The organism is Flavobacterium sp. N2550 (genome assembly GCF_025947265.1).
Taxonomy (GTDB): Bacteria; Bacteroidota; Bacteroidia; order Flavobacteriales; family Flavobacteriaceae; genus Flavobacterium; species Flavobacterium endophyticum.
The window spans coordinates 2,892,046-2,918,435 of the sequence record NZ_CP110007.1 but is presented as its reverse complement, the minus strand read 5'-3'; the positions used below and the strand labels follow the sequence as shown (position 1 = coordinate 2,918,435).

Below are 26,390 nucleotides of genomic sequence, written 5' to 3'. Positions count from 1 at the left end.
AAGCTATCGGGCAAAGATTATAGCCGTATTTGACTCACATTAAAAGTAAATTAAGCTGACATTAGAAAACGATTAGAGTTTTGGAAACAGTAGCGTAATTAGGGTTCCAGCGTTTTCTTTTGAGTAAATGGAGAACTGGATGTTGTTTTGCTTGAAGATGATAGTTGCTAAGGAAAGCCCGATACCGCTTCCTTTAACGTTTCCGACATTTTTGCCGCGGTAAAACGTCTGCTGAATATAGTCAAGATCTTCTTTCAAGATACCCTTTCCATAGTCTTGGATGGTAATTTTGAGCTGGCCGTCAGTTTCAGACAGAGAAATCTTTATCGGATTTCCGTCAGAATATTTCACAGCATTTTCAATCAGGTTGTACAAGGCAAGCTGCAGCTGCAGCTCGCTGCCTTTGACAGACAGCAGCTTTTCGTCTTTGACTTCCAAATCAATACGGACTTCCTGTTGGTCATAGGCTTCAAAAATCTTATCATTGATGTTCCAAAGCGTTTCGTCGATGCGGAATGTCTCGTTTTCGGGAGTAATGGTTTTTAGGCCCGAAAGCATCATCAGGTTGTTTAAGATTTCTTCGATATGATAGACATTTTCTAACGCTTCGGACGTTACTTTTTGGTATTCTTCCGGCGTTCTGTCCTTTTGGGCAAATACTTCCAGGTTTCCCGAAATGGAGGCTAGGGGCGTCTTAAATTCATGCGAGACATAATTGATAAAATTCTTCTGTATCGCAAAAGTATCCGACAATCGGCTCAATAAATTATTAAAAGTCGTAATCAAATCCTGAACTTCGTCATTTGTATTAGAGGATGAAATAGGTTGATCTAACGAGTTTAATTCCATCGAATTAACTTGACTGATGACTTCTGTAATCGGACGGTAAGCAATATTAGAAAGCAGTCGACTCAAAAAGAAAATCAACAGCAGTCCGGCAAACAAAACGATAATCATAATGACCAATAATCGGTTGGTCTGCGACTTGAATACTTCGCTTTTGGTTTTTACAAAAACCACGAAATCGCCTTGGTTGTCATTGTAAAAAATACCGTAGTAAAAGTGATTGTTGGATTTAAAACTGAGCTTTTTGTTCTTTCGGACAAACTCTAATTCCTTGGGATTGATATTTCTGTCGGCTTCTTTTTCGCCATAAACAATCGTATTGTTCCAATCATATACTCGAACGATATCATTCTGTATGTTTTCTTCAAACTGTTCTTTGATTGCAGAATGTTCGTAATGCGGAAGCTCATCTTTTTCAAGATAATAGATGCCCGAAAGCAGGCAGGTTTTTTGGAGTTCCTTAAAAACGACTTTTTCAGAGCTGTTATAGAAAGCCAGATAAATCAAGACCGAAGCGATTATGAAAACAAACCCGAACGTGGCGGATGAGATGAGCGTAAGGCGGTTTCGGATTTTCATAAGCTATTCTTTGAGCATGTATCCTGTTCCTTTGATTGTGTGGATGAATTTATGCTGGTTCTCGTCGATTTTGTTTCTTAGGTACGAAATATACACATCGACCACATTGGTATTGTTGTCGTAATTGATGCCCCAGACGGCATTTAACAGCTGTGTCCTAGAAACGACCTTGTTTTTGTTTTCTAATAAAAAAAGCAACAGTTTGTATTCTCTCGGCGACAGATCAATCGGCTGTTCTTCTTGGAATACCGAGTGTTCATCAAGGTTGACTGTCAGGTTATGGCAGACATACACCTGTTCCTTTTCCTTATAGTTGAATTTTGTCCTTCTTGTCAACGCGTTGATTCGCGAAATCAATTCTTTAAAATGGAACGGCTTCACGAGATAATCATCGGCACCGCTGTCAAGAGCCGAAACTTTATCGTCTGCATCATCGAGTGCGCTGAGGACTAATATCGGCGTATGGTTCTTCTTGAATCGGATAAGTTTGGTCAGCTGGATGCCGTCAATTCCTGGTAGCATGATGTCCATCAAGATGATGTCCCACTCGTTTTCCGAAATCATCTCGCGCGCGATTTCTCCTGTAACGGCAAGAGTCACCGAAAAGCCATTCTCTTCGAGTCCCTTGATTACAAAATCACTGATTCGCTTGTCATCTTCAATAAGAAGTATATTCATCTATTATTCTGTTTCGCTTTTCGCCTTCATGAAATCGGTCACAAGGTAGCCGATGAGCTTTCCGACCAGATGGCTGTTTTTAGGATCGCCCAAATCAGGAGCGCCTTCGCAGATATGCAGGTAGCAGGCGTTCGGGTCTTGGCTAAAAAAGTGGATAAACTGACGCAGTTCTTCTACCGAAAAACCGCTCAACGTCATGGCGCTGCTCGGAATGCCCGGAATCGAATCCAAATCGATTTCGATACCGTAAAAGTCGTTTCGGATAAACGAAAAGGCTCTTTCCATTTCCAGCCTGAAATCTTTTTCCCTGCGGATGTTGATTTCGTCATAGGTATTGATTCGTACTCTTTCGTCCAACTTCTTGATTTCGTGCAACACGCTTTTAGAGGTGTAGCTTTCATGCAGTCCGAAGACAAAATATTTTTTCAGAAAGCCTTCTTCATAAGCATACGAAAAGCCGTTGCCGCTGTGTCTTCCTTCCAAGATCCTAAAATCGGAATGGGCATCAAAATTAATCGCATTGATGGCTTTTCCTTTGGCAAGTGCCGTTCCTTTTATATTTCCGTAGGCGTTGTTATGTCCGCCGCCAATGATGATAGGGATTTTTCCTGCCTTGACAATCGTAAAGATAATGTGAGAGACTTCCTTGTCTATTTTCTCGACAACTTTAGAAAGCTGTTTTCTTTCTTCCAGAATATTAAAATCGAGGTTTTCGACTTCTTTCATCTCTTCGGCAGCATCTAGATGGCCCAAGACGAGAATCTGGTTGCCCTTGCTAAAGCGATTGTGCTGGATATTGGCAATACTTTTTATGGTACTTTCCCAAGCAGAAGCTGCTCCAGGACGCCCGAAATTAGCCCGAACCCCTATGTCTTCTGGAATTCCGAACAATACGAATTTTGCATCGGAAGTTTGCAGAAACTCAACAGTATCAGCCCCTTTTGGGATAGTCTGCATCTTTTCGCCAAATTTGACTTCACCGCTTCGAAAATTAGTTACTCTAGCTAAATCGTGCACAGTAAAGGGAATAAGCTTTTCCATAAAAAAAATTTAACTCCAAAAATAATATAATTATATAAACTTACGTTAACTGTCTTATAAATCCCCCAAAATTTTATTTAATTTGTTTAAACCATTACCACTATTACCATGGAAAATCAAAAAAGTAATTCCAGCCTAAAGGCGATTATCGTCGTTTTGGCAATTCTACTCGCGGGGAGTTTAGTTTACATGTACAAAATGAGCAGCGATGCGAAATCTACAGAAACGCTGCTGGTCAAAGACAAAGAGTCTGCTATGAATGATCTGGCTGCTCTAAAAACCAAATTAGATGCTGCAATTGCAGAAAACACTTCCGTATCGGATGAGCTGATTGCAGAAAGAGAGAAAGTTGTCAAATTGATGGCCGAACTCGAAAAATCAAAAGGAGACATTGCTTCTCTGAAAAAATACCAAAGCCAATACAATACGCTGAATGCGAAATTCAATGCGCTGGCGAAAGAAAACGGATTGCTGAAAGACCAGAATTCGCTTCTGACTTCTAAAAATGACAGCATCAGTCTGGCATTAGGAGAGGCTAAAAAGTTTAATGACACATTAGTTATCCAAAACGAAAACTTGGCAAAAACAGTCGAGAAAGCGTCAAAACTTACTGTTATGAACTTGAGAACTGAAGCTATCAAAGAAAAAAGCTCAGGAAAACAAGTCGTTACTGAAAGAGCCAGACGTGCCGACAAGCTTAAAGTTTGTTTTGCGATAGCACAGAATGAAGTCGCAAAATCTGGAAACAAGTTATACTACGTTCAAATCATCGACAGCAAAAATAACGTGCTGGGCGAGAAAAAGACAGAAGCTTTCGGAGATATGTCTTTAACGTACAGCTTCACGACTACAGTGGCGTATGAAAACAAAGCAGTCGATGTATGCGAATTTTTAGACGGTAACGGCGTAGATTTTGAAAAAGGAGTTTACTATGTAAATATCTTCGACAAAGGGACGCTAGTTTCAAAAACCAGCTTTACGCTGAAATAAAGACAAACAAAACACCAAGACTTAAACTGCATAGAAAAGGAGCCCAATGGGCTCCTTTTTTTACTCTGTATATAATGCATTGTATTGATTTATACTATGTTAAAGTTAGCTGTAATTAATAAGTTGTAAGAAAAATATGTATATTTGAATTGTGCTGTGTATCACAGTCTTACTTTGTTTTATTAACTTAACTATATACATTATGAAAAAAAGACTTTTAAATTTAGAGGGAGCTCAAGAACTGACAAAAGGAGAGCAAAAAGCAATTAAGGGAGGAACAGATCCCGTTCCGAGTCATTGCGGATTTGGCGTGACCGTTAATTCCAACGGCTTATGCTTTATCAACGGTATTGCGGGCACAGCACAATATTTTAACGGCCTTGAATATTGTTGTGAAAATCTTTTAGAACCATGTCCAGGTGGCCCAAGATGCTAATAACAAAAAAAGCCTTGAAATAATCTTTCAAGGTTTTTTTATGTAATTTTCGCTCCGCTTAGTGTAATAGAAATATGGAAACAAAAGATGTTATAGGTATTTTGCTTTTTTGTATAATCTGTAGTGTTGTGCTTATATGGGGCGTTACTGGTTATAGAGACTATAAAAAAGAAATGGCATCTGATAAATTTAATGAATTGCCTGTTTATGATAAAGCTTATATAAAGAAATATAAGGCAAGATCATTAATGACGATTTTTATTTCTGTAGCAGGTCTTTTGGGAATGATAATCAAATTAATTTCCCTTCTATAACCACTTGATCAATCAAATCGGTACCAAAAGCATACGGCAATTGGTAGAACGACGTAATCGGCTTGGTGATAATCAAATTAGCATTTTTTCCTACGGTAATCGAACCGTGGGTTTTGGAAAGCCCCATAGCATACGCCCCATTGATGGTAGCCGCATTGATTGCCTCTTCGGGTGTCATTTTCATCTTGATACACGCAGTAGCCACCACAAAATTCATATTGCCCGAAGGCGTAGTGCCCGGATTAAAATCAGTCGCCAACGCTAGCGGCAGTCCGGCCTGTATCATTTTTCGAGCAGGAGTGTAGGGAATGCTGATAAAATAAGAACAGGAAGGCAAGGCAACCGGCATCGTATCCGAATTCTTTAAGACTTCGATATCTTCATCGGTCACAATCTCCAGATGGTCTACAGAAAGCGCTCCGTGCTTTACGCAGGCTGCTATACCGTTGATGGCCGTAAACTGGTTCACGTGTATCTTGGCAGGCAGTCCGTATTTTTTGCCCGCTTCCATGATGCGTTCGGTTTCTTCGACAGAAAAATAGCCTGTTTCCAGAAAGGCATCGATATAATCGGCCAGCTTTTCTTCCGCTATTTTCGGAAGCATCTCGTTGATGAGGGTATCGATATAACCGGAATGGTTTTCTTTGAATTCCGTAGGAAAAGCATGTGCCCCTAAAAAAGTTGCTTTGATAGCAACAGGATAGTTCTCTTTTAGCTTTTTGATGACGCGCAGCATTTTTAATTCGCCTTCCACCGTCAGTCCGTAGCCCGATTTTATTTCTACGGCTCCGGTGCCCTGCAGCATGACTTCTTCTAAGCGTGTCTTGGATTGGTCGTAGATTTCGTCTTCCGAAGTCTCGTTCAGCTTTTTGGCCGAGTTTAGGATGCCGCCGCCGCGGTTGGCAATCTCTTCATACGACAGTCCGTTGATGCGGTCTACGAATTCCTGTACGCGGTTTCCAGCGTACACAATGTGCGTATGGCTATCGCACCAGGCCGGAAGCACGGTCTTTCCTGTAGCATCGATAACCGTAGCATCGGCAACTTCGGGCAGGTTTTCCATCGTGCCAAAGCCGTTTATCAAATTGTCTTCGATCAAAAGGTAGGCGTTTTGTAGGGCAGGCAAGGTTGCCATTTCGGCTCCCGAAACTTTGTCAACGTGTGTTTCTCGGACTTGTAATAATTCTTTTATGTTGATTAGCAGTGTTTTCATGTGTACTATAGGTTTGCAGCTTTGCCTGATTTGGGGCCGGAATCGAATCCAAAACCAAGCTGAAATATTTCTGTAAATGTAAAATGGAATTTTAAAAACTCCTATCTTTATGACAAATTAAAATGCCTTGAGAAGAATACGCTATAAAGAAGTTCGCAAAGTACAGCCCAATTATTTTGAGTATACCGGAATCCATACTGCCGATCCGGTTGAAATGCAACTGTTTGTCTATGACGACCTGGGCTACGAAGAATACAAAAAAGTTTCGCTCGACCGTGTCAAGAAAGAAATCGAAGACCCTTTGCAGGCCGAAGATGTCAAATGGCTCAACGTGCACGGCCTCCATGATATAAAGCTGATACAGGAAATCGGTGAGCTTTTGAACCTCCAGAATTTTGTCGTAGGCGATATCTTAAATGTTTCGCGAAGGACTAAAATGGACGAGCTGGACGATATTCTTTTCTTCAGCATCAAATCGATTTTGCAAGAAGAAGATTCGGCCGTAGTCAGGGTAGAGCAGATCAGCTTTTTGCTAAAGGACAACGTGCTGATTTCATTGCAGGAAAAAAAGAGCGATTTTTTTACGCACATCCGCGAACGCATCAAGACGCACAGCGGTATCGTCCGAAAAAAGAAAAACGACTACCTGCTGTACCTGCTGCTTGATGCCGTGATGGAAAACTTTTTTATCACTATCGAAAGCTATGAAAACGGAATCGAGGCGCTGCTGGTCGAAGCCAAGAACAGCTACAAATCGGTTTTCTTGGAAAACATAGAAAAGGAACGCGAAAACCTGAACTTTCTAAAGCGCTCGATCATACCGCTCCGCGATGCCCTGTTTAATTTAAAAACGCACCAGAAGGATGAGGATTTCGCAGGCATCGAAAAATCCAACTATGCCTTTTTTGAGCGCCTGCACCAGAAAAGCCTGGAAATCTTAGACCAAATCGATTACGACCTGAAATCATTAGACAGCGCTTCCAACGTGTTCTTTTCGTCCCAAAGCCAGCGCATGAACCAGATCATGAAAACGCTGACCATCTTTTCCGTCATCTTTATGCCGCTCACGTTTATCGTCGGCGTCTACGGAATGAACTTCGAAAACATGCCCGAACTCAAAACAGAAAACGGCTATTTTATCATACTCGGCGTTATGTTTCTCACCGTTTTAGGCATGGTGTATTACTTTAAAAGGAAACACTGGTTTTAGGTAATTTTAGATTTTAGACTTAAGATTTTAGACTTTCAACTTTCAACTTTTGACTTTCAACTTTTAAACTTTCAACTACCAACTACCAACTATAAACTATCAACCATCACCCTATGAAAAAATTCACCAGCGATATTTCCGGAAACGAATACCCAGAATCCGAAAGAGTGACGGCCAGACTGGTCCGAAAATCCATCTTGGACTTTATCAAGCAGGAGCATCCTGATTTTGAAAACGACAAATGCATGTCGGCCGACGAGCTGCGCAGCTTTCGTGAGAAATACATTTCTGAAATGCTCTTGAAAGAAACAGGCGAACTGTCGGATATGGAACAGATGGTTTTGGATGCCCTAAACGACAATACGATTCTTTCTGACAAGCTGGACGATGAGATACAGGAGTTTACCTTCGGGCAGAAAATTGCCGATAAAGTGGCTTCATTTGGCGGCAGCTGGACGTTTATCATTTCCTTTATGACTTTCTTGCTGTTGTGGATTGCAGCGAACGTTTTTATGCTGGCCAACAAAGGCTTTGACCCGTATCCTTTTATTCTCTTGAACCTGATCCTGTCGTGCATTGCGGCCCTGCAGGCGCCTGTGATCATGATGAGCCAGAATAGGCAGGAGGAAAAAGACCGCGACCGTGCCAAAAAGGATTATATGATCAACCTGAAATCGGAACTGGAAATCAGGATGCTCCATGAAAAGATCGACCATCTTTTACTGCACCAAGAACAGTCGATTGTCGAGATACAGAAAGTGCAGATGGACATGATGGAGGATATCCTCAAAAAGATAGAAAGCAACAAGAAACACGACTAGCTATCGGCTGTTCGGTATTGGTTGATTCAAAATAAAAAATATGCTAGCAAAAGATTTTGACTTGTTTAAGCAGCGGTATGCAGAAAACTGCAAGACCAAAAGCTCGAATCCTGCCATTCTTGAATTGTATTCTTTTCTATTAAAGCACGAGGTTGTTGATAGCGATGTATGGACAGTCGGAGGCGGAAACGATACCGTAGTCAGCCTATTGGCACGCTATTTCTCGGACGAAGATTGGAAAGAGCTGGAAACCGAACTAGAAAATTGGACTACAAATCAACTGGAAATTTTTACGGAATGTATTGTAGAAGGCAGCGCAGAAAGCGATAGTGATGCTGCCAACTCTACCGTAATGAACAGGTTTTACCTCCTTAAAAAACTACTAGCGATTGGTGAAAAAAGAGACCGATTTCGGAATGATATTTTCTTAAGATTGATTGACAATATTGAATTTTTAGACAAATGCAAATCAATATCCTTTGAAGAGGCTACTGCACTGGCCCATTATTTTGACTATTCTGAAAGAATACAAGACGAAAAATACAATGATGATTTAGTAACTGCTACCTTAAGAGCCATGATAGAAAGGGCAAGCAGGTAAAGTGCCAGCATAACTTTAGTGTCACTATTCGTATAGAAACATAAAAAAAACCTGAAGCTCAGCTTCAGGTTTTTTAGTAGTATCGTAGTTCAGCTTATTATTGGTTGTTCGGATATTCGTTGATCCAATGAAAACCGGTATTGACCAAGCGGTAGTCTTCCAGCGATTTTTTGCTGAATTCGGCTTGTATGTCTTTCTCCTCAAACTTTCCTTTTAATACAAAGGCTTTTGGTGCTTTTTCTTCATAGTGCAGTACTGAAACCTTCGTGGTGTCTTTGTAAGACTTGAACTGCACCGTTTTTTTAATCGTATCGATCTTTAGGGCATAATAGATCGTGCTGTCTGCTTCGGTAAGTATGCTGCCATAGGTTCCCGAAATGTGCAGGTTTTTCCAACGACTGTTCTTGTCTTGGATTTCTTTTAGAGAATCGTTTGTAGTGTCATAAAAAGCAAGGGTCTTGTAGCTGCCTTTTAGCGGTGCTTCTGGCGCCAAGGAGCCATAGCTATACATCCCTTCGATGCCTTGGGCGACGATAAAGCCGCTGAATCCTAAGATTAAGATTCCTTTTCCGATGGCCCGCGTCCTTGCTTTCCACTTGTTTTCAAAAACAAGCTTGCAGTGGTTGAGCGTTTCGGTCTTGTTCAGCACAAAGAAATTATACAGCTTTCTTACGTTAGGCGCTAAGATGATGATCGAAATAATCAAGAGGTGGCTCGAAAATAATTTCACGGGCACGTCAAAACAAAAATTCATCAAGACCACATTGCTCATTACGGCCACGCTAAGCAGGGCGCCCAATGTCTTGGTATTGTGGAACAGCAATAAAAATCCAGCTCCGGCTTCCATGATTCCGGTAAAGCCGCCATATATTTTAGAATGGCCCATAAACGTCCAAAGCAGTCCCATAGGCGTAGCGTCGCCAAAGTTTTCTTCGAGACGGCCAAAGTCATGGAACGAAAACTGCCCTTCGAAAAGCTTTAGCAGGCCGTACACAATTAGGTACAGTCCTACATAATAGCGGGCATATACGATGGTCCAATAATACAGCCGGTCGTAATTGATTCTTTTTCGAGTTGCAAAAAAAACGATGACCGAAGTAAGGAAGGCCAGCAGTATAAAGGTAACTAGCTTCACATAATCAAACGTCGTATCGCCGCTGCCCGTGTTTTGTATTTTTTGCAGGGTATCGAGCTTCAGTATGTTTTTCCCGACCCACAGGTTGATAAAATCGATAGCCGTTCCGTAGAAGCCTGTCAATATATTTACTCCCGGAATCTGATCTAGCGGAAAAGGAAACATATAGAACAGCAAATAGAAAATAAGCAGCAGGGTGAAAAACTTGCGCGTAGCCGACCATTTTTTCTCTGTAAGGGGGTGTGTTTTGACCATAGGTATTGGTTTGATAATTACGAATATACTTAATTCTTGGTATAGAAAAAACTTACAAAAGCAATTGTTGATGTTAACAAGAACGTATAAAACGGAATTATAGTATGCTTTGAAAGGAGCAAGGCGAGCCTACGTATGCCTCTAGGCTTCCTTAAATGAGGGGCAAGGTACATTAGGATAGATAGCTAGGTTTGCCATAGTGAGTGGTAAAGTATACCATGATATAGGTTTAAGTATACCATAGTAAATAGTAAGGTATACCATGATGTAGGCCTAAGTTTACTATAGTAAATAGCAAGGTCTGCCCTGATGGAAGGCTAGGCATACTATAGTGAAGAGCAAGGCATAGCATGATGTAGGGCTAGGTAGACCATAGTAAAGAGCAAGGTCTGCTTATCCAAAACAAAGGAGCACAAAAAAAAAACCTGAAGCCAAGCTTCAGGTTTTCTATAGTATGGTTAAAAAAAGACTATTTTAGGCTTCCTACCATGTCTTCTGGTTTTACCCAAGCATCGAAATCTTCTGGAGATACATAGCCAAGGCGTACCGCTTCGTCTTTTAGGGTAGTGCCATTTTTATGGGCAGTCTGTGCAATTTCTGCTGCTTTGTAGTAGCCGATTTTGGTATTCAGTGCCGTAACAAGCATTAATGAATTGTCTACCAATTCTTTGATACGCGTATAATTTGGCTCGATTCCTTGCGCACAGTGCTCGTCAAAAGAAACGCAGGCATCGCCTAGCAAACGGGCAGACTGCAGGAAGTTAGATGCCATCAATGGCTTGAATACGTTCAATTCGTAATGGCCTTGCGTACCGCCGATCGTAATCGTAACGTCGTTGCCCATTACTTGCGCGCAGACCATAGTCAACGCCTCGCATTGCGTAGGGTTTACTTTTCCTGGCATGATCGATGAACCTGGCTCGTTTTCTGGAATCAAGATTTCGCCGATTCCGGAACGCGGACCTGATGCCATCATTCGTACGTCGTTAGCAATCTTGTTTAGGGATACTGCCAATTGTTTTAGCGCCCCGTGCGTTTCTACAATAGCGTCGTGTGCCGCCAAAGCTTCAAATTTGTTCGGAGCCGTTACAAAAGGATGTCCTGTGAATTTGGCGATATATTCTGCTACTTTTACGTCATAGCCTGCTGGCGTGTTTAGTCCGGTACCTACGGCAGTTCCGCCTAAAGCCAGTTCAGACAAATGCGCCAAGGTGTTTTTTAAAGCTTTCAGTCCGTAGTTCAATTGGGCTACATAGCCAGAGATCTCTTGGCCAAGCGTTAGCGGGGTGGCATCCATCAAGTGGGTTCTTCCGATCTTAACTACGTTTTTAAAAGCTTCTGCTTTGGCATGAAGCGTGTCTCTTAATTTTTCTACGCCAGGAATGGTTACTTCTACAACCGCTTTGTAGGCGGCGATGTGCATTCCTGTAGGGTAGGTATCGTTAGACGATTGTGATTTGTTTACGTCGTCGTTTGCTTTTACAAATTGTTCGCCTTCGCCGATCTTGTGTCCAGCCAATACTTGAGCTCTGTTCGCAACCACTTCGTTTACGTTCATGTTGCTTTGCGTTCCAGAACCGGTCTGCCAGATTACTAAAGGAAATTCGCCGTCTAGTTTTCCGGCCAAGATTTCGTCGCAAACCTGAGCGATAGCGTCTCTTTTTTCAACAGGCAATACGCCTAGGTCGTGGTTGGCATAGGCAGCCGCTTTTTTAAGGTAGGCAAAACCTTCGATAATTTCTTTTGGCATGGATGCCGATGGCCCGATCTTGAAGTTGTTTCTTGAACGCTCTGTCTGTGCGCCCCAATATTTGTCTGCAGGAACCTGCACTTCGCCCATCGTGTCTTTTTCTATTCTATAGTCCATTGTATTGTAAATTGTTTGTTGTTATATGTGATTCATTCTATTGTATTCGGTCAGTTTCTCGACGAGAATCTTTTTAAGGTTTTCGTGCGTAGTATCTAAGCTGTTAGCCGATATCGCTACGGCACTTCCAAAAGATTTATAGTTGGCTGTCATCGCCTTGCGCTTAAAGCTGCTTTTTTGGGCAGCGATAAAGGATTCGGGGTCTTTAAGGACGATATTTACAAAGTTCTGGTTTACGACAGCGGTTTCTGTAATAGCGGTAATGTCTTCCCACGGAATAAATCCGGCGCTGATGCCGCTAGAATTGTCGGTAACTCCTTTTGAGGAGATGATAAGCCCGTCAGATTGCGTGCTTAGCTTTCGGATAGCCGTAATGGCAATAAAGCCAAAGAAAAGGATGGCTATGCTACCCATAATCAGCACAAATAGGGGAGAATCTATCGGCCTGTCGATTTCTTGGTGTTTGGCGACCAGCCAGATTCCGATAAGCACAAACAAGGCGGCACCCAGAATAGTAAGGACTATTTTTTTCCGGCTTAGCTTTATGATTATGGTTTCTGAGGCGGGCGTATTCATTTTTGTTTAATTAGCTGGCTTACAGAAATTGGGTCGCTTGGATTTTGAATTACTTTCTGAAAACCAGCCCAAAAATAAGGATTATAAGTAGGTTTAAAAAATGATTTAAAAATTATTTTCATTGTTTTTATTGGTCAAAATGAATATTCCACCTATCTTTGACGGGTATTCAAAAAATTCCGGAAAACATGTTTGAATTTCAACAGTATTTAGGTTTCTTACTTTTCTTAACCATCTTGACAATCGGCTTCTGGCTGATGATCTTCTTGGTTAGCTTCCTGCCTTATTGGATTGGCGGCGCTTTATTCGAAAGATATAAAGAAAGAAGAGCTAAAAAGAAACAAGAGTCATTGAGCTAATCATCTGTACTCAAAATAAAAAGGGAACCATTGGTTCCCTTTTTTTATGGACAGCTCCGAACCTTTCGATCCGGAGCTGGTAATTCTTATCCGCCGTATTCTTCGCCGCCGCCGTTAGTGTCGGCATCGGTTTTTCTAGGCTGTTTTTCTCTTTCGTTTTTCTTCTTGTTGAAACGGTACGTGAAAGAAAGGGTGATTTGTCTTTCTCTCCATTGCATTTCAGAATAGGCATTCTGCGTAGGCAGGTTGGTTTCTGTAATTCTTTTTCTGGAATTGAAAAGGTCGTTTACGTTTAAGGCAACGGTTCCTTTGTCTTTTAGCACATCTTTGCTAAACGCTAGGTTCGCGCTGATGATGCCTTTAGAACGTCCCTGTGCATTAGTCTGCGGCGCATTATACGTAGTGTTGGCCTGCCAGTCGATGCCCAGAGGAAGGTTGATTTTGGAATTGATTCGTGCAAACCAAGAATAAGCCGTGTTGCTGAAATCAATCGTTTCTGAAGCTCCAGATAAGTCGGTATAGGTATAGCTTCCTTTGGTCTGGTTTCTGAACAGGTTAAAATTGCTGTTCAATCTCCACCATTTATAAGGGTTGTACGATAACGTGAACTCAAATCCGAAACGGTCTTCAGTACCTACGTTTACAGGAGAAGTCACTAAAACGGCAGTTCCGTTTATTGTTTCTGTATTACGTACAAACTGTACGGCATCCTGCGTTCTGTTAAAGTACATAGAAGTATTAAAAGTCAGCTGGTTCCATTTTTTAAGGTAGCCGAAATCAAACGCATCGGTCATTGACGGATCTAGGTCTGGATTACCTCTAAACAAGTTGATGTTGCTCGACAGGCTCGAAAATGGATTGATCGAACGGGAGCGCGGTCTTGAAATCCTACGGCTGTAGCTTAACGAAGCGCTGCTGCTTTCGCTGAACTCATACGCTAAAAAGGCACTTGGGAAAAAGTTGTTGTACTTTTTGTTTTTGTAGATGTTTTGTGTCAGCTGGTTGATGTCGATGTTCGAATCTTCCCAACGCAAGCCTACCAAGTAGGACATCTTGTTGATTTTGGTGCCGAACTGCGTATACAGCGCGTTTACTTTTTCTTTGTATTCTAGGGTATTGGTGAACTGCGGATCGTTTTCCCAAGCTCCTGTTCCGTAGTTGAAATTTTCCACAGAATAATCAGTAAGCAGGTCGTTGAAGTTGCCGCGGTATCCGGCCTCAAACTGGCTTTTTTCGCCAATTGGCAATACGTAGTCTGTCTGTAACAGCGTTCGATTCTGTTCTTGTATGTTGGCGGTTCTCTGATCGCTTATCGGCAGGTTGTTAAGCACGTCGCGGCTAGGAATGTCGGAGTTCTCGTCGTCATCGCTTTGAGAAAAAGAGACATCGACAGTCAGCTGATGCCCGTCTTTTTTAAACTTTTTGATAAAGTTAGAAGAGAAATCTACGTTTTCGTCTTTTTCAGACTCGTCGCTAAAACGGTTCGTGATGCTTTGCAGGTTCATTCCTGCATCGTATTTGTGCTGGAAGACATTGTCTGGGTTTTCGCCAGAGCTTCTGCGGTACGAAAACGTATTGGTCCACGTTGTCGATTTGTCAAGATACCATTCCAAGCCAAAATTAGCATTGTAGCTTTTGTTCAGCCTTTCGTTGTTTCTTCTTTCTTTAAGGTAGCTGGTAATATCGCCATTTTCGTCAAGATATTCCGTATCGGTCAGCGAGTTTCCTGGCCCTTTTCTGTAGCTGTAGCCTTGGGTTGTGAACAGGTTGAATTGTTCTGTTTTATAGTTGATCGTTCCGGTAAAGCCGTGATTCGCAGGATCTCCTGTCGTAGCCGTTACCGTACCGTTGATTCCTTGGTTTTTTCCTTTTTTCAATACGATATTGATGATACCGCCGCCTCCTTCTGCATCATAACGTGCGGATGGATTGGTGATTACTTCTACTTTGTCTACCGCATCGGCCGGAAGCAGTTTCAAGGCATCGGCAATGTTGATACCGCCAAGACCGGAAGGTTTTCCGTCGATCAAGATTCGTACGTTTTCATTCCCACGAAGGCTTACGTTTCCTTCTACATCGACAGAAACAGAAGGGACGTTGTCTAAGACGTCGCTTACAGTTCCGCCTTTCACGATCATATCTTGTCCAACGTTATATACTTTTTTATCGAGCTTGATTTCTACGGTAGAACGCTCGGCGCGGATTTCTACGGCATCCAGCATTTCGGCTTCGGCTTCTAGGGCAACAGTTCCGAAATCTTTGTCTTCTTGGATAGCCAGCTGCTTCATTTCTATCGCCTTGAAGGAGATAAATTCAAATTTCACATCATAGGTACCTGCATTCGCCTCTATCGTAAATACTCCGTTTTCATCAGTCATTCCACCAGTAATAATGTCAGGACGCTTGCTGTTTTGGAGGGTTACAGTCGCATATCCTAACGGAAGGGACGTAGATTTTTCGGTGATTTTTCCTGTAATCTTTACTTTTTTAGCCTGCGGCCTTTCTTGGGCAAGACTTAAAAGCGAAACGGAGAGCAATAGGAGGGTTATTGCAAATTTTAATTTTTTCATTAACTAGAATGTTGATTATTTAGCTTAAGACCGCAAAAGTAGCCTTTGGTTTAAGCCTGATTTCATAAAGGTTTGTTAAATACTGTCATTTAACATTCTTATACTATGTCGAGGATTTTTTCTGGCGGGCGACCGATGACCGCTTTGTTTCCGTTGATGACGATCGGCCTTTCGATCAGTATCGGGTTTTCAATCATGATCTTGATGATTGCTTCGTCAGATACTTCTTTTCCTTTGAAGTTTTTCACCCAGACGTCTTCTTTTTGGCGGACAAGCTCGATTGGTGCTATGCCCAACAGCTTGATGATGGTTTGTAATTCTTCAAAAGAAGGCACGTCCGTAAGGTATTTTACGACCTCAAATGCTTTCCCTGATTTTTCGACAAGCTCGAGTCCTTCCCTAGATTTTCCGCAGCGTGGATTATGATAGATTTTGATCATGATTTTTTCTATACGCAGTTTAGTGAGCTGCAAAGAAATGAAATGCAAATTAAAAATAGGCCAATATGTTGTAACAATTGAATAAATTAGGGGTCAAATAAATTCAAGCACAAAAAATAAGGATATGTTTATAGCACAAGGTTTTAACATTAAGGATAATCGATTTGGTAAGTACATCGTAGGGTCGATTCTGGTAATTATAGCTTCTACGGCAGGACAATTCCCATGGATTATTGCCATGGGAGTAAAATCGTTTATAGAAAAAGAGGAGTTTCCGCAAGATCAAAACACAATGATGACCTATTTGAATTCGAACCTGACTTTGTTTTTCATGCTGATTTCGTTTGTCTTTGCCATGCTTGGGTTGTATCTGATCGTGAAATATTTCCACAAGCAAAAGTTTATCGAAGTGGCGACTTCCCGAAAAAAAATGGACTGGTCGCGTTTTTTCTTTTCTTTCGGACTTTGGGCAGTGATTACCACAGTCGTAACCATTGCAACGTATTATGCTTCTCCAGAGAACTATGAAATTAATTTCCAGCCAGTTCAGTTTGCGGTTCTTGCCATTATCGCAATAGCCTTGATTCCGATACAGACGAGTACGGAGGAATATGTTTTTAGAGGGTACTTGATGCAGGGATTTGCACTTTTGGCAAAAAATAAATGGTTTCCGCTTATGATGACGTCCTTGATTTTTGGACTGCTACACATCATGAATCCGGAGGTCGAGAAGATGGGCTACATTATCTTGGTCTATTATATAGGCACGGGATTGTTTTTAGGTATTGTAGCGCTGATGGACGAAGGTATAGAGCTTTCGTTGGGCTTTCATGCCGCGAATAATCTGGTAGGAGCGTTGCTGGTGACATCGGATTGGACGGTTTTCCAGACGCATTCTATCTTAAAAGACCATTCAGAACCGACAGCGGGATTTGACGTTTTGCTTCCGGTGTTTGTCATTTTTCCGATTCTTTTGTTTATCTTTAGTAAGAAGTATAAATGGAATAACTGGAAGGAGAAGCTCACAGGAGTTATTGTTCCTCCCACAAAAGAGAGTTTTCACGAAATTAATGAATTAGGAAAAAACGATGAATAACCCAACCTACCATAGCGTCCACAACCGTTTTAAACTGAACGGCTTTCATCTTGACAAGGATGACTTGTGCCGTGTGGCGTATAGCTTTATCAAAGAAGGAGAAGCTTTTGAACGACCTGTCGGTATCTTTATACTGGATTGGTTTGATGAAAAGGAATATATCGAAATGACGACTTCGGGAACGACGGGAGCGCCTAAAAAGATTAAGGTGAACAAGCAGGCCATGGTCAATTCGGCTTTGGCGACAGGTGATTTCTTTGATCTGGCACCCGGAAATAAAGTCCTTCATTGTCTTCCGGCACAATATGTAGCAGGCAAGATGATGTTTGTCAGGGCGTTTATTTTAGGACTGGATCTCGATTTTGTAGAACCTACATCAACGCCTTTAGAAAGGAATGATGAGACGTATGATTTTGCGGCCATGGTACCGCTACAGGCACAGCATTCTTTAGCACAGCTTGGGCAAATCAAAAAATTGATTATTGGCGGCGCGAAGGTCAGCTCGGCTTTGGCAACTGAACTGCAGCAAGTTTCTTCGGCTATTTTTGAGACGTATGGGATGACGGAAACGATAACTCATATTGCGGCGAAAAGAGTAGGAGAAGAAGCCTTTCAAGTTCTGCCAGGCATTACGGTTGCAGAAGACGAAAGGCATTGCTTGGTCGTAACGGCGCCTACCATTACAGATGAAGCCGTGGTGACGAACGATGTCGTAAAAGTCTTGAATGAGAACGAATTTATCTGGCTGGGACGTATCGATAATGTGATTAACAGCGGAGGCGTCAAGCTTTTTCCGGAACAGATTGAGGAAAAGCTGTCGCATAAGATTGAGCGGAGGTTTTTTATAGCCTCTCAGGAAAATGAGGAGCTTGGCGAAAAATTAGTCCTAGCAGTCGAAGGCGATCCATTTGTTATAGATGATGCTGCTTTTGGCGAATTAGGGAAATACGAAAAGCCGAAAGTAGTGCTGTTTATTCCTAAATTTTTAGAAACACCGACAGGCAAGGTCTTGAGAAAAGAAAGCTTGTCGAGCGTATAGAAAAGAGCGCCAATTGGCGCTCTTTTTAATTATAATTTACTTTTATAAGAAACCTGTTGCTGTCAAACTTGACCGCTTCTTTGGTTTTCTTTATTTTGTAGGATTGCCAGTCATTAGTGGCTTCGAGCCGAATCTCTGTGTCATTTACGAGCAGTATTACAGGCATTGAAAAATTAGTGACATCGGTATGCCATCTGAATCTTACTTCTTTCTTTCCTATTTCTACATCCAGCTCAGGAATGTTTTTATGCTTTAAGTATTGTTCAAAAATAGGAGAGAGATTTCTGTTGGTTTCGGTATTGAAAAAAGCAATGACCGTTTCGGTATCGATTATCTTATGACGGTAGGTTTCAGAATATTTCAATAGTATTTGCCACCATTTAGGATCGTCGTTTACAATATGGCGCAACGTATTCAGCAGCAATGCTCCTTTATAATACATGTCGTTTGAGCCTTTATCATTGACGCCATAGGTTCCGATGATCGGAGCTTTGTTGGAAATACGATTTTTCTGTCCGTTGATATACTCCATCGCCTTTTCATAGCCGTACAAGCATTCTACAAAAACAGATTCGGAATAGGTCGTAAATCCTTCATGAATCCACATGTCGGCGATATCTTTAGAGGTAATGCTGTTCCCGAACCATTCGTGGCCGCTTTCATGGATGGTGATATAGTCGAAAAGCATGCCTATGCCTGTGCCTGAAATATCGCTTCCCATATAGCCTTTCCTGTATTTATTTCCATAAGCCACAGCACTTTGGTGCTCCATACCTAAATAAGAAGTTTCGACTAATTTATAGCCGTCTTCTGCAAAAGGATATTTGCCGAATTTGGACTCAAAACAGTCCAGCATCGGTTTTACTTCTTCAAAATGCTGTTTTGCTTTTTCTTCGTTTTCACGTAAGACATAATAGTCAAGATCTAGTCCGTTGTGGGTGTCGTGCAGATGTGCGTAGTCGGCAACGTTTATGGTAATGTCGTAATTGTTGATCGGATTTTTTACTTCCCAGTCCCAGCGCGTGTAGCCGTTTTTGAGGTCTTCACTTCCAATGAATCTTCCGTTGGAAACGTTCATCAGTCCATTAGGCACGGCGACTTTTATCGTAGCGCCTAAATCCGGCTCGTCATGTTGGGAGTCTTTGACAGGATACCATAAGCTGGCTCCCGTGCCTTGTACGGCAACCCCAATCCAAGGCTTGCCTTGGCTATCGCTTTTAAAGACAAAGCCTCCATCCCAAGGCGGGTAGTTTGCAATTAATGGGTTTCCGGAATAATAAAAACGAATTTTCTTGTTTAGTCCGTCAACCGTTAGTGGTTTTTCAAAAGAAATAAAAACAGCTCCAAATTCTCTTTTATAGTTTAGTTGCTTTCCATCAAAAACAATGCTGTCGATTTTCATGTTTTCAAATAAATCGACTTGGATTTGCGACACCGTATTTAAAACCTTAAAAGTAATGTCGTTATAGCCGACGATGGATTTTTTTTCTGGGTCTATGGTGATATTCAAGTCATAACGCTGTACGTCATAGCTGGTTCTTTCTAACGAAAAACCGCCACGCAGTGAATCTTTTCTGGTGAATTGTTGGGCTGAAACTTGCAGTCCAATAAAGAAGAGAAAATAAGGAAAGAATTTTACCATGCTTGATTATGGTTTTACTGCTTTGATAATTGTAAACGTGCGGATTTTTTTATCGCCTGTGTTACTCAAGACTTCTTCTTGCTCTGATAGCGTATTTACAATCGTAAATCCGGCATCCTGTAACAAAGCTTTTGCTTTTTCATTATCATAAAGCTCAAAACCGTATTTTGAAAACGGAATCTTTTCCATGACTTCTTTGGGAATAAAAGCCAGGATAAATTCGCCTTTTGTTTTTAGGATTCTAAAAATCTCTTTTATGTATTCTTCTGGGTTTTTCCAGAAATAGATGGTATTCGTAGTAAAGATGCTATCAAAAGCAGCATCGGGATGGGCTATTTTTTCTCCGTCGGTCCATTCAAAAATAGCTTTGTCGGAGTTGGTAAATTCAGAATTAAGCTTTGTCGCTTCTTCAACCATGAGTTTGGAAACATCAATTCCATAATACTTTATGTTGGAATTAACTTCAAATAGATATTTGATATGCGCACCGTTGCCAGGCCCGATTTCCAATAGGCTAGAATTATCCTTGATTTCGATTTGGGCAATGGCGTTGCGAATCATATTATCATTCGCAACGTTCATGCTAAAGGCCGTCTGTATGCCATTTTCGCCATTAGGATGGCTCAATTGGCTGGCTAGTTCTTGTAATTCTTTTTCGTCAAGGTTTCCCATATTGGTTAGACTTGGATGACACCTAGGTTAAATTTCTTTTCGATAGGAGCGTGGTTTGCAGCTTCGATTCCCATCGAAATCCAAGTTCTGGTTTCTAGAGGATCGATAACAGCATCAGTCCACAAGCGCGAAGCAGCATAATAAGGAGAAACTTGTGCGTCGTATTTTGCTTTGATCTTGTCAAAAAGCTCTTGTTCTTTGGCTTCGTCGATTACTTCGCCTTTGGCTTTTAGGGAAGAAGCTTCAATCTGCATTAAAACTTTTGCGGCTTGGGTTCCACCCATAACGGCTAGTTCGGCACTTGGCCATGCAAAAATAAGTCTCGGGTCATAGGCTTTTCCACACATGGCATAGTTTCCGGCACCATAGGAGTTTCCGACCACTACCGTGAATTTAGGAACTACAGAATTGGAAACGGCATTAACCATCTTAGCACCGTCTTTGATGATGCCTCCATGTTCTGATTTGCTTCCTACCATAAATCCGGTCACGTCTTGAAGAAATACTAGCGGAATTTTTTTCTGGTTGCAGTTGGCAATAAAACGCGTAGCCTTGTCGGCAGAATCAGAATAGATTACGCCTCCGAACTGCATTTCGCCTTTTTTAGATTTGACAACTTTACGTTGGTTGGCAACGATTCCGACCGCCCAGCCGTCAATTCGGGCATAACCAGTAATAATCGTCTGTCCGTAGCCTTCTTTATAGGCTTCAAATTCAGAATTATCGACCAAACGCTTGATGATTTCCATCATGTCGTATTGCTCGGTTCTTAATTTAGGCAATACGCCGTAGATTTCTTTTTCATCAAGGGCAGGTTTTTCTGCTTTAATTCTGTTGAAACCAGCCTTTTCGTAATCGCCGATCTTGTCTACTATATTTTTTATCTTGTCTAAAGCATCTTTGTCGTCTTTTGCTTTGTAATCTGTCACGCCAGAGATTTCACAATGTGTCGTAGCGCCGCCAAGCGTTTCATTGTCGATGCTTTCGCCGATTGCCGCTTTGACCAAATAACTTCCTGCTAGGAAAATACTTCCGGTCTTGTCCACAATCAGGGCTTCGTCGCTCATGATCGGAAGGTAAGCTCCACCGGCAACACAGCTTCCCATGACTGCAGCAATCTGGGTGATTCCCATGCTGCTCATGATGGCATTGTTTCTGAAAATTCTTCCGAAATGTTCTTTATCAGGAAAGATTTCATCTTGCAACGGCAGGTAAACACCGGCACTATCTACCAAATAGATAATCGGCAATCTGTTTTCCATGGCAATTTCTTGGGCACGGAGATTTTTCTTTCCGGTAATCGGAAACCAAGCCCCAGCTTTAACGGTCGCGTCGTTGGCAACGACAACGCATTGCTTTCCTTTGACATACCCAATCTTGATTACGACGCCGCCAGAAGGGCATCCGCCATGTTCGGCATACATACCGTCGCCTACAAAAGCGCCGATTTCAATGCTTTCTTTTTTATCGTCAAGAAGATAATCGATTCGTTCTCGAGCCGTCATCTTGCCTTCTGCGTGTAGTTTTTCTATTCTTTTTTCGCCTCCGCCTAGTCTAACTTTTGCGAATCGTTGCTTTAAATCTGATAGTAAAAGTTTGTTGTGGTCTTCGTTTTTATTGAAGTTGATGTCCATAATGTATTTGAGTGTATTTTGCTTATTTTTTGAGATTGCTAAAGTACGAAAACGTTTGCAATAAAAAGAAACTGAGTTTGCAGGCAAGGCTTTTCCAATATTATCAAATCGTAAATTTTGATAACTGCTTATTTATGATTTGTTAATATTGCCTTAACATTAAAGAGATACATTTGCAGCAATAAATAACAAACCTATGTCTTTAAACAGTATTTTCCAGTTTTTAGTTCCTAAAGATAAAAAGTTCTTTCCTCTTTTCGAACAAGCTTCACAAAATTTAATTTTATTAGCTGAAACATTGCACGAGGCTGTAAATGCTCCAAAATTAGAAAGAGAAAATTACTTTAGAAAAATTGAAGAGCTAGAAGCTATTATTGAGGAAATTACGCATAAGACGCATCTTGAGCTAAGCCGAAATTTTATTACTCCTTTTGACCGTGAAGATATTTTTGCCTTGGTAAAATCGATGGATGATGTTGCTGATTATATGCACGGTGCGGCGAGCAGAATGCGTTTGTATCAAGTAGAAAAAATTACAAAATCGATCCGTAAGTTAACAGAAATCAATCTTGAAGCTTGCCAGCACATTGGTGTTGCGATAAAAGAACTAAAAGATTTGAAAAATCTAAAAGCGATTTCTGATGCTTGCAAGAAAATCAACAAATTAGAAAGCAAAGCAGACAACGTTTTTGACAAAGCGGTTGCTGATATTTTTGAAAATGAAACTGATGCTAAAAACATCATTAAATACAAAGAAGTTTTGTCGGCACTTGAATCAGCTTCTGATAAATGCAAAAGTGTAGCAAATGTTCTAGAATCAGTGGTGGTTAAGCACTCTTAAATATCATTTTTGACTCAACAATCTTATGGATTTTACGATATTAATTGTCATAATCGTTCTTGCATTAATCTTTGATTATATCAACGGTTTCCACGATGCTGCGAACGCAATTGCAACTATTGTTGCGACAAAAGTGCTTACTCCATTCCAGGCTGTTGTTTGGGCGGCATTTTTTAACTTCTTGGCGTATTGGGTGTTTGGATTTGGAGTGGCCGATACGGTTGCCAAAACGGCCAATACAATGGAGATCAACTTAACGGTTATCTTGGCCGGAATCATAGCCGCAATTTGCTGGAATTTATTGACTTGGTGGCTGGGAATTCCTTCCAGTTCTTCTCATACGCTAATCGGTGGTTTTGCTGGAGCAGCTATTGCCCATGCTGGTTTTGACGTGGTTACTTGGTATAAAGCAGGAAGCGACGGAGGCATGCCTTCAGGTGTGGTTATCATTATCGCCTTTATTGTCCTGGCGCCTCTGCTCGGAGCTTTGGCTTCCTATCTGATTTCGATTTGGCTTCTCAATTCCTCCAAAAAAAGCATTTATCCTAAACTATTTACTGGAGCTTTGATGATTGCTACGATCGTATTTGTTGCATATCAAATGATTCCTTACGAAAAAATCAAAAAGCCTCGTTTTGATTCGCATTTTTGGAGTGTTGCTTTTGAAGCGCACAATATCAAGTGGTTTTTAGTGGCATTTATCATATTGTCTGTGAGTACCTTCTGTTTGTTTTTCAGCAGATTGAGCCATAGTAAAGCCGAGTCTTGGCTAAAGAAAATGCAGCTTCTTTCTTCTGCTGCCTTCAGTTTAGGACATGGTGGAAATGACTCGCAAAAAGTTATGGGTATCATTGCTGCTGCTGTGGCTGTGTATATACACACTAACGGTTTGTCTCAAGAAAGCATGCCGGAGTGGCTGAACGTGATACTTCCTAATGAAACAGGAGATTTCCATATGCCAGCTTGGATTCCGCTAGCGTGTTATTCTGCTATTGCTGCAGGTACCTTGAGCGGTGGTTGGAAAATCGTTAAGACAATGGGTTCTAAAATTACAAAAGTGACTTCTTTTGAAGGTGTTGCTGCCGAAACAGCTGGTGCATTGACTTTGTATTTTACTGAGCATTTGAAAATTCCGGTAAGTACGACACATACTATTACAGGTTCTATTATAGGTGTTGGATTGACAAAACGTGTCTCTGCAGTGCGCTGGGGAGTTACTGTAAGCTTGATCTGGGCCTGGGTATTGACCATTCCAATTTCGGCACTGCTTGCAGCCTTGATTTATTATGTTTTAAATCTCTTTATGTAAGTAAAGAAAAAATAATACTAAGAAACCATTGCTTTTGCAATGGTTTTCTGTTTTAGGTAATCCTTAACTAATTCCTGTTAGATAAATAGTTATTTTTAATAAAATTTGAGATATGACAAGAAACTTAATTATTCTTTCGATAATGGTAGCAAATACGGCTGTAGCACAACTAAAAAAGGTGGATTATAAAGATAATACGCAGGTGTTAAGCGGTATTTCTGTTACGCCTAAAAAAGCAATGGCTAACAAGCCTGGCGTTTTGATTCTTCCAGCTTGGAAAGGAATCGATGAGCATTCACAAGAAGTTGCCACTGAACTAGCAGCTATGGGATATTATGTCTTTGTGGCCGACATTTATGGTGTTGACAAAAGACCTAAAGACGGAAAAGAAGCAGGAGAAAAATCAAGCTATTACAAGACAAATATAACAGAATACCAAAAAAGAATTTCGTTGGCTTTGGCAGAATTAGTCAAGCAAGGTGCTAATGCCGAGAATATAGCCGTAATTGGTTATTGTTTCGGCGGAACTGGCGCTTTAGAAGCAGCTAGGGTGAACATGAAGGTAAAAGGCGTAGTGTCATTCCACGGTGGCTTGAGCAGAGATGCTTCCAGAGAAATTAAGGCTATAGCTCCAAAAGTCTTGGTACTTCATGGCGCTGATGATCCTTACGTTTCAGAGAAAGATATCAAGGATTTTCAAAATGAAATGCGAACTGCAAAAGCCGACTGGCAGATGAATTATTATGCCGATGCTGTGCATGCTTTTACAGAAAAAAGTGCTGGAAATGATAATTCTAAAGGAGCAGCTTATAACGAATTAGCGGACAAACGCTCTTGGGAAGCAATGAAATTGTTCTTCAAAGAGATTTTGAAATAATTATTGATAGGCGCTTTCTGTTTCTTCTTCTTGCTTGAATATAATCGGCAACGAGATGAAAAAGGAAGTGCCTAACTCTTTTCCTGGGCTTTTTGCGAAAATTTGTCCTTTGTGTAATTCAACAAACGACTTGCAGATCGACAGACCTAATCCGTTAGAGCTTTCTTTTCCAGTCGGTTTCGAGCTTAGCTTGGCGAATTTTTTGAAAAGCTTGTCAGCGTCTTCGTCATTTAAACCTTGCCCTTGGTCTTTGAATTCGATTTCTACAAAGTCGTCAATCTTTTTAGCGATAATCTTGATAGTAGAATTGCTGTACGAATATTTGATAGCATTGCTCAAAAGATTGTGCAGCACGTCGGAAATTTTAGTTTTGTCAATATTGATTTTTGGCAAGGAATCTTCAATCGTTAGCTCAATAATCTGATTTTTCTTATTGGCCAGCAATTCAAAATTGTTAATCAAGCGATCTAGCATTTCTTTTAGATCGGCTTCTTCGATAGAAAGCCTTTGTTCTTTTTCTTCATCTTCCGAAAGCTTGAGCAGGTCAGCTAATTTATTTTGTATAGTGGCTACGCAGCGCTTGATCATGTCGGTCATCTTAGGCGTTTTTGACGTATCCATCCTCAAGATATCATTCGCAAGGCTTATAGAAGCCAGCGGATTTTTGATTTCATGCAGGGCAATTCCCATCAAATCATTTTGCGATTTGATAATTGTATTGTAGCGGAGCCTGCTTTCGAGCTTATTCATCACAATATCGGAAAGCGTACGGAGCATTGCCATCTGATGTTCGGTTACTTCTTTTGGAACGCTGTCAATAACACAAACGGTACCCATAGAATAGCCTTCTGGAGATTTTAAAGGAGCGCCGGCATAAAATCGTATGCCATTGGTAGCGGTAACAAATGGATTTTTTAGCAAATCAGGAACGGAATGCGTGTCATTAAAAACCGTCATTTTTTCATCTAAAATAGCCAAAGAACATAAGCTGTCTTCTCGAGAAACTTCGCTGGCTTGGAAATCACCAATATTTGCCTTGAAATAGACGCGATGTTCATCAACAAAAGTCACGAAAGCATTTTTAGTATTAAATATCTGCGAAGCTAGCAAGGCAATTTTGTCGAAAGTATCTTCGGAATGCGTATCAAGAACTTGGTAGTCATACAGCTTTTGGAGCCTTAAGGCTTCATTACTGGGTATAATAGAAATTGGTTTTTTGTAGATCATATCTTTTAAGATTCTAATTTTAAAACCAATACGTTTGATTTAAAAATCTTTTGATAAAGATAGGACTCCAATTCAAGAAAATTGTTACACTTAAACCATATTTCTTAAAAAAATATTAAAAT

Annotated in this window: 25 protein-coding genes; 12 read left to right on the top strand and 13 right to left on the bottom strand. The window is 41.0% G+C overall.

Annotation, left to right across the window (positions count from 1 at the left end; all coding sequences use genetic code 11):
- Positions 1-72: 72 nt before the first annotated feature.
- From OLM56_RS12885 to OLM56_RS12875, 3 genes are read right to left on the bottom strand one after another with little or no spacing between them, the layout of a single operon-like run.
- On the bottom strand, positions 73-1,425 hold the full coding sequence (locus tag OLM56_RS12885; RefSeq protein ID WP_264527246.1) for a sensor histidine kinase: 1,353 nt from the start codon (positions 1,423-1,425) through the stop codon (positions 73-75).
- 3 nt (positions 1,426-1,428) lie between these two features.
- The gene (locus OLM56_RS12880) at positions 1,429-2,103 is read right to left on the bottom strand and encodes a response regulator transcription factor (protein ID WP_182494336.1); all 675 of its coding nucleotides are present in this window, start codon (positions 2,101-2,103) and stop codon (positions 1,429-1,431) included.
- Between the two features lie 3 nt (positions 2,104-2,106).
- Positions 2,107-3,144, bottom strand: a complete 1,038-nt coding sequence (locus OLM56_RS12875; RefSeq protein ID WP_121377169.1) for a formimidoylglutamase — start codon at positions 3,142-3,144, stop codon at positions 2,107-2,109.
- Positions 3,145-3,252: 108 nt separating this feature from the next.
- Here OLM56_RS12875 and OLM56_RS12870 point away from each other — a divergent pair, with 108 nt between their 5' ends.
- The 3 genes from OLM56_RS12870 to OLM56_RS12860 all read left to right on the top strand — a co-directional run bounded on the left by OLM56_RS12870 (position 3,253) and on the right by OLM56_RS12860 (position 4,884).
- Positions 3,253-4,134: a hypothetical protein gene (locus tag OLM56_RS12870; protein WP_121377168.1), complete on the top strand. Its 882-nt coding sequence runs from the start codon at positions 3,253-3,255 to the stop codon at positions 4,132-4,134.
- 202 nt (positions 4,135-4,336) lie between these two features.
- Positions 4,337-4,570, top strand: coding sequence for a hypothetical protein (locus OLM56_RS12865; protein WP_121377167.1), 234 nt, complete (start codon positions 4,337-4,339; stop codon positions 4,568-4,570).
- A 74-nt stretch (positions 4,571-4,644) separates the two neighbouring features.
- On the top strand, positions 4,645-4,884 hold the full coding sequence (locus OLM56_RS12860; RefSeq protein WP_264527245.1) for a hypothetical protein: 240 nt from the start codon (positions 4,645-4,647) through the stop codon (positions 4,882-4,884).
- On the opposite strand, the gene hutI is transcribed toward OLM56_RS12860, so the two are convergent.
- A complete protein-coding gene (hutI, locus tag OLM56_RS12855) occupies positions 4,862-6,097 on the bottom strand; it encodes an imidazolonepropionase (protein ID WP_264527244.1) in 1,236 nt (411 codons plus the stop codon). The genes OLM56_RS12860 and hutI overlap by 23 nt on opposite strands.
- A 127-nt stretch (positions 6,098-6,224) precedes the next feature.
- Here hutI and corA point away from each other — a divergent pair, with 127 nt between their 5' ends.
- The 3 genes from corA (at position 6,225) to OLM56_RS12840 (ending at position 8,729) form a co-directional block, all read left to right on the top strand.
- Positions 6,225-7,307 carry a magnesium/cobalt transporter CorA gene (gene corA, locus OLM56_RS12850; RefSeq protein ID WP_264527243.1) on the top strand — a complete coding sequence of 361 codons (1,083 nt, stop codon included), beginning with the start codon at positions 6,225-6,227 and terminating at the stop codon, positions 7,305-7,307.
- A gap of 113 nt (positions 7,308-7,420) precedes the next feature.
- Positions 7,421-8,128 carry a DUF1003 domain-containing protein gene (locus tag OLM56_RS12845; RefSeq protein WP_264527242.1) on the top strand — a complete coding sequence of 236 codons (708 nt, stop codon included), beginning with the start codon at positions 7,421-7,423 and terminating at the stop codon, positions 8,126-8,128.
- 40 nt (positions 8,129-8,168) lie between these two features.
- Positions 8,169-8,729 (top strand): hypothetical protein, encoded by a 561-nt coding sequence (locus tag OLM56_RS12840; RefSeq protein WP_264527241.1) that lies wholly within the window; start codon positions 8,169-8,171, stop codon positions 8,727-8,729.
- A gap of 97 nt (positions 8,730-8,826) precedes the next feature.
- Here the strand turns inward: OLM56_RS12840 and OLM56_RS12835 are convergent, their stop codons facing one another.
- The 3 genes from OLM56_RS12835 to OLM56_RS12825 all read right to left on the bottom strand — a co-directional run bounded on the left by OLM56_RS12835 (position 8,827) and on the right by OLM56_RS12825 (position 12,562).
- A complete protein-coding gene (locus OLM56_RS12835; RefSeq protein WP_264527240.1) occupies positions 8,827-10,119 on the bottom strand; it encodes a hypothetical protein in 1,293 nt (430 codons plus the stop codon).
- A 469-nt stretch (positions 10,120-10,588) separates the two neighbouring features.
- Positions 10,589-11,986 carry a class II fumarate hydratase gene (fumC, locus tag OLM56_RS12830; RefSeq protein ID WP_121377160.1) on the bottom strand — a complete coding sequence of 466 codons (1,398 nt, stop codon included), beginning with the start codon at positions 11,984-11,986 and terminating at the stop codon, positions 10,589-10,591.
- Between the two features lie 21 nt (positions 11,987-12,007).
- Positions 12,008-12,562 (bottom strand): STM3941 family protein, encoded by a 555-nt coding sequence (locus OLM56_RS12825; RefSeq protein WP_264527239.1) that lies wholly within the window; start codon positions 12,560-12,562, stop codon positions 12,008-12,010.
- 188 nt (positions 12,563-12,750) lie between these two features.
- Here OLM56_RS12825 and OLM56_RS12820 point away from each other — a divergent pair, with 188 nt between their 5' ends.
- Entirely contained in the window at positions 12,751-12,921 is a 171-nt protein-coding gene (locus tag OLM56_RS12820) for a hypothetical protein (RefSeq protein WP_056073767.1), read from the top strand.
- Positions 12,922-13,007: 86 nt separating this feature from the next.
- Here OLM56_RS12820 and OLM56_RS12815 read toward each other — a convergent pair whose 3' ends face one another.
- A complete protein-coding gene (locus OLM56_RS12815; RefSeq protein WP_182494343.1) occupies positions 13,008-15,491 on the bottom strand; it encodes an outer membrane beta-barrel family protein in 2,484 nt (827 codons plus the stop codon).
- A 98-nt stretch (positions 15,492-15,589) separates the two neighbouring features.
- On the bottom strand, positions 15,590-15,931 hold the full coding sequence (gene arsC, locus OLM56_RS12810; protein ID WP_264527238.1) for an arsenate reductase (glutaredoxin): 342 nt from the start codon (positions 15,929-15,931) through the stop codon (positions 15,590-15,592).
- Between the two features lie 124 nt (positions 15,932-16,055).
- On the opposite strand from arsC, the gene OLM56_RS12805 reads away from it, so the two are divergent.
- Both OLM56_RS12805 and OLM56_RS12800 read left to right on the top strand, forming a co-directional pair.
- A complete protein-coding gene (locus tag OLM56_RS12805) occupies positions 16,056-17,027 on the top strand; it encodes a CPBP family intramembrane glutamic endopeptidase (protein ID WP_264527237.1) in 972 nt (323 codons plus the stop codon).
- Entirely contained in the window at positions 17,020-18,066 is a 1,047-nt protein-coding gene (locus OLM56_RS12800; RefSeq protein WP_264527236.1) for an AMP-binding protein, read from the top strand. Before OLM56_RS12805 ends, OLM56_RS12800 begins: the two co-directional genes overlap by 8 nt.
- Before the next feature lie 25 nt (positions 18,067-18,091).
- Here OLM56_RS12800 and OLM56_RS12795 read toward each other — a convergent pair whose 3' ends face one another.
- Genes OLM56_RS12795 through OLM56_RS12785 form a run of 3 tightly spaced genes read right to left on the bottom strand, consistent with a single transcriptional unit; the run spans position 18,092 to position 22,014 of the window.
- Entirely contained in the window at positions 18,092-19,708 is a 1,617-nt protein-coding gene (locus tag OLM56_RS12795) for a M1 family metallopeptidase (RefSeq protein ID WP_264527235.1), read from the bottom strand.
- A gap of 6 nt (positions 19,709-19,714) precedes the next feature.
- Positions 19,715-20,380: a class I SAM-dependent methyltransferase gene (locus OLM56_RS12790; RefSeq protein ID WP_264527234.1), complete on the bottom strand. Its 666-nt coding sequence runs from the start codon at positions 20,378-20,380 to the stop codon at positions 19,715-19,717.
- 5 nt (positions 20,381-20,385) lie between these two features.
- Positions 20,386-22,014, bottom strand: coding sequence for an acyl-CoA carboxylase subunit beta (locus tag OLM56_RS12785; protein ID WP_264527233.1), 1,629 nt, complete (start codon positions 22,012-22,014; stop codon positions 20,386-20,388).
- Positions 22,015-22,210: 196 nt separating this feature from the next.
- On the opposite strand from OLM56_RS12785, the gene OLM56_RS12780 reads away from it, so the two are divergent.
- From OLM56_RS12780 to OLM56_RS12770, 3 genes are all read left to right on the top strand, one after another.
- Complete coding sequence (locus tag OLM56_RS12780) at positions 22,211-22,855, top strand: DUF47 domain-containing protein (protein ID WP_121377152.1); 645 nt, start codon at positions 22,211-22,213, stop codon at positions 22,853-22,855.
- A gap of 25 nt (positions 22,856-22,880) precedes the next feature.
- Positions 22,881-24,164, top strand: a complete 1,284-nt coding sequence (locus OLM56_RS12775) for an inorganic phosphate transporter (protein WP_121377151.1) — start codon at positions 22,881-22,883, stop codon at positions 24,162-24,164.
- A 112-nt stretch (positions 24,165-24,276) separates the two neighbouring features.
- Positions 24,277-25,041, top strand: coding sequence for a dienelactone hydrolase family protein (locus OLM56_RS12770; protein ID WP_264527232.1), 765 nt, complete (start codon positions 24,277-24,279; stop codon positions 25,039-25,041).
- Here OLM56_RS12770 and OLM56_RS12765 read toward each other — a convergent pair whose 3' ends face one another.
- The gene (locus OLM56_RS12765) at positions 25,042-26,268 is read right to left on the bottom strand and encodes a GAF domain-containing sensor histidine kinase (protein WP_121377149.1); all 1,227 of its coding nucleotides are present in this window, start codon (positions 26,266-26,268) and stop codon (positions 25,042-25,044) included.
- Positions 26,269-26,390: the final 122 nt, after the last annotated feature.

Excerpts from the sequence above, each read along its gene's own strand:
- OLM56_RS12765 (WP_121377149.1), bottom strand. The coding sequence starts at position 26,268 with ATGATCTACAAAAAACCAATTTCTATTATACCCAGTAATGAAGCCTTA.
- hutI (WP_264527244.1), bottom strand. The coding sequence starts at position 6,097 with ATGAAAACACTGCTAATCAACATAAAAGAATTATTACAAGTCCGAGAA.
- OLM56_RS12790 (WP_264527234.1), bottom strand. The coding sequence starts at position 20,380 with ATGGGAAACCTTGACGAAAAAGAATTACAAGAACTAGCCAGCCAATTG.
- OLM56_RS12785 (WP_264527233.1), bottom strand. The coding sequence starts at position 22,014 with ATGGACATCAACTTCAATAAAAACGAAGACCACAACAAACTTTTACTA.
- OLM56_RS12775 (WP_121377151.1), top strand. The coding sequence starts at position 22,881 with ATGGATTTTACGATATTAATTGTCATAATCGTTCTTGCATTAATCTTT.
- OLM56_RS12880 (WP_182494336.1), bottom strand. The coding sequence starts at position 2,103 with ATGAATATACTTCTTATTGAAGATGACAAGCGAATCAGTGATTTTGTA.
- fumC (WP_121377160.1), bottom strand. The coding sequence starts at position 11,986 with ATGGACTATAGAATAGAAAAAGACACGATGGGCGAAGTGCAGGTTCCT.
- OLM56_RS12885 (WP_264527246.1), bottom strand. The coding sequence starts at position 1,425 with ATGAAAATCCGAAACCGCCTTACGCTCATCTCATCCGCCACGTTCGGG.
- OLM56_RS12805 (WP_264527237.1), top strand. The coding sequence starts at position 16,056 with ATGTTTATAGCACAAGGTTTTAACATTAAGGATAATCGATTTGGTAAG.
- OLM56_RS12865 (WP_121377167.1), top strand. The coding sequence starts at position 4,337 with ATGAAAAAAAGACTTTTAAATTTAGAGGGAGCTCAAGAACTGACAAAA.
- OLM56_RS12820 (WP_056073767.1), top strand. The coding sequence starts at position 12,751 with ATGTTTGAATTTCAACAGTATTTAGGTTTCTTACTTTTCTTAACCATC.
- OLM56_RS12780 (WP_121377152.1), top strand. The coding sequence starts at position 22,211 with ATGTCTTTAAACAGTATTTTCCAGTTTTTAGTTCCTAAAGATAAAAAG.
- OLM56_RS12860 (WP_264527245.1), top strand. The coding sequence starts at position 4,645 with ATGGAAACAAAAGATGTTATAGGTATTTTGCTTTTTTGTATAATCTGT.
- OLM56_RS12800 (WP_264527236.1), top strand. The coding sequence starts at position 17,020 with ATGAATAACCCAACCTACCATAGCGTCCACAACCGTTTTAAACTGAAC.
- OLM56_RS12875 (WP_121377169.1), bottom strand. The coding sequence starts at position 3,144 with ATGGAAAAGCTTATTCCCTTTACTGTGCACGATTTAGCTAGAGTAACT.
- OLM56_RS12825 (WP_264527239.1), bottom strand. The coding sequence starts at position 12,562 with ATGAATACGCCCGCCTCAGAAACCATAATCATAAAGCTAAGCCGGAAA.
- OLM56_RS12815 (WP_182494343.1), bottom strand. The coding sequence starts at position 15,491 with ATGAAAAAATTAAAATTTGCAATAACCCTCCTATTGCTCTCCGTTTCG.
- OLM56_RS12870 (WP_121377168.1), top strand. The coding sequence starts at position 3,253 with ATGGAAAATCAAAAAAGTAATTCCAGCCTAAAGGCGATTATCGTCGTT.
- arsC (WP_264527238.1), bottom strand. The coding sequence starts at position 15,931 with ATGATCAAAATCTATCATAATCCACGCTGCGGAAAATCTAGGGAAGGA.
- OLM56_RS12835 (WP_264527240.1), bottom strand. The coding sequence starts at position 10,119 with ATGGTCAAAACACACCCCCTTACAGAGAAAAAATGGTCGGCTACGCGC.
- OLM56_RS12795 (WP_264527235.1), bottom strand. The coding sequence starts at position 19,708 with ATGGTAAAATTCTTTCCTTATTTTCTCTTCTTTATTGGACTGCAAGTT.
- OLM56_RS12845 (WP_264527242.1), top strand. The coding sequence starts at position 7,421 with ATGAAAAAATTCACCAGCGATATTTCCGGAAACGAATACCCAGAATCC.
- OLM56_RS12770 (WP_264527232.1), top strand. The coding sequence starts at position 24,277 with ATGACAAGAAACTTAATTATTCTTTCGATAATGGTAGCAAATACGGCT.
- OLM56_RS12840 (WP_264527241.1), top strand. The coding sequence starts at position 8,169 with ATGCTAGCAAAAGATTTTGACTTGTTTAAGCAGCGGTATGCAGAAAAC.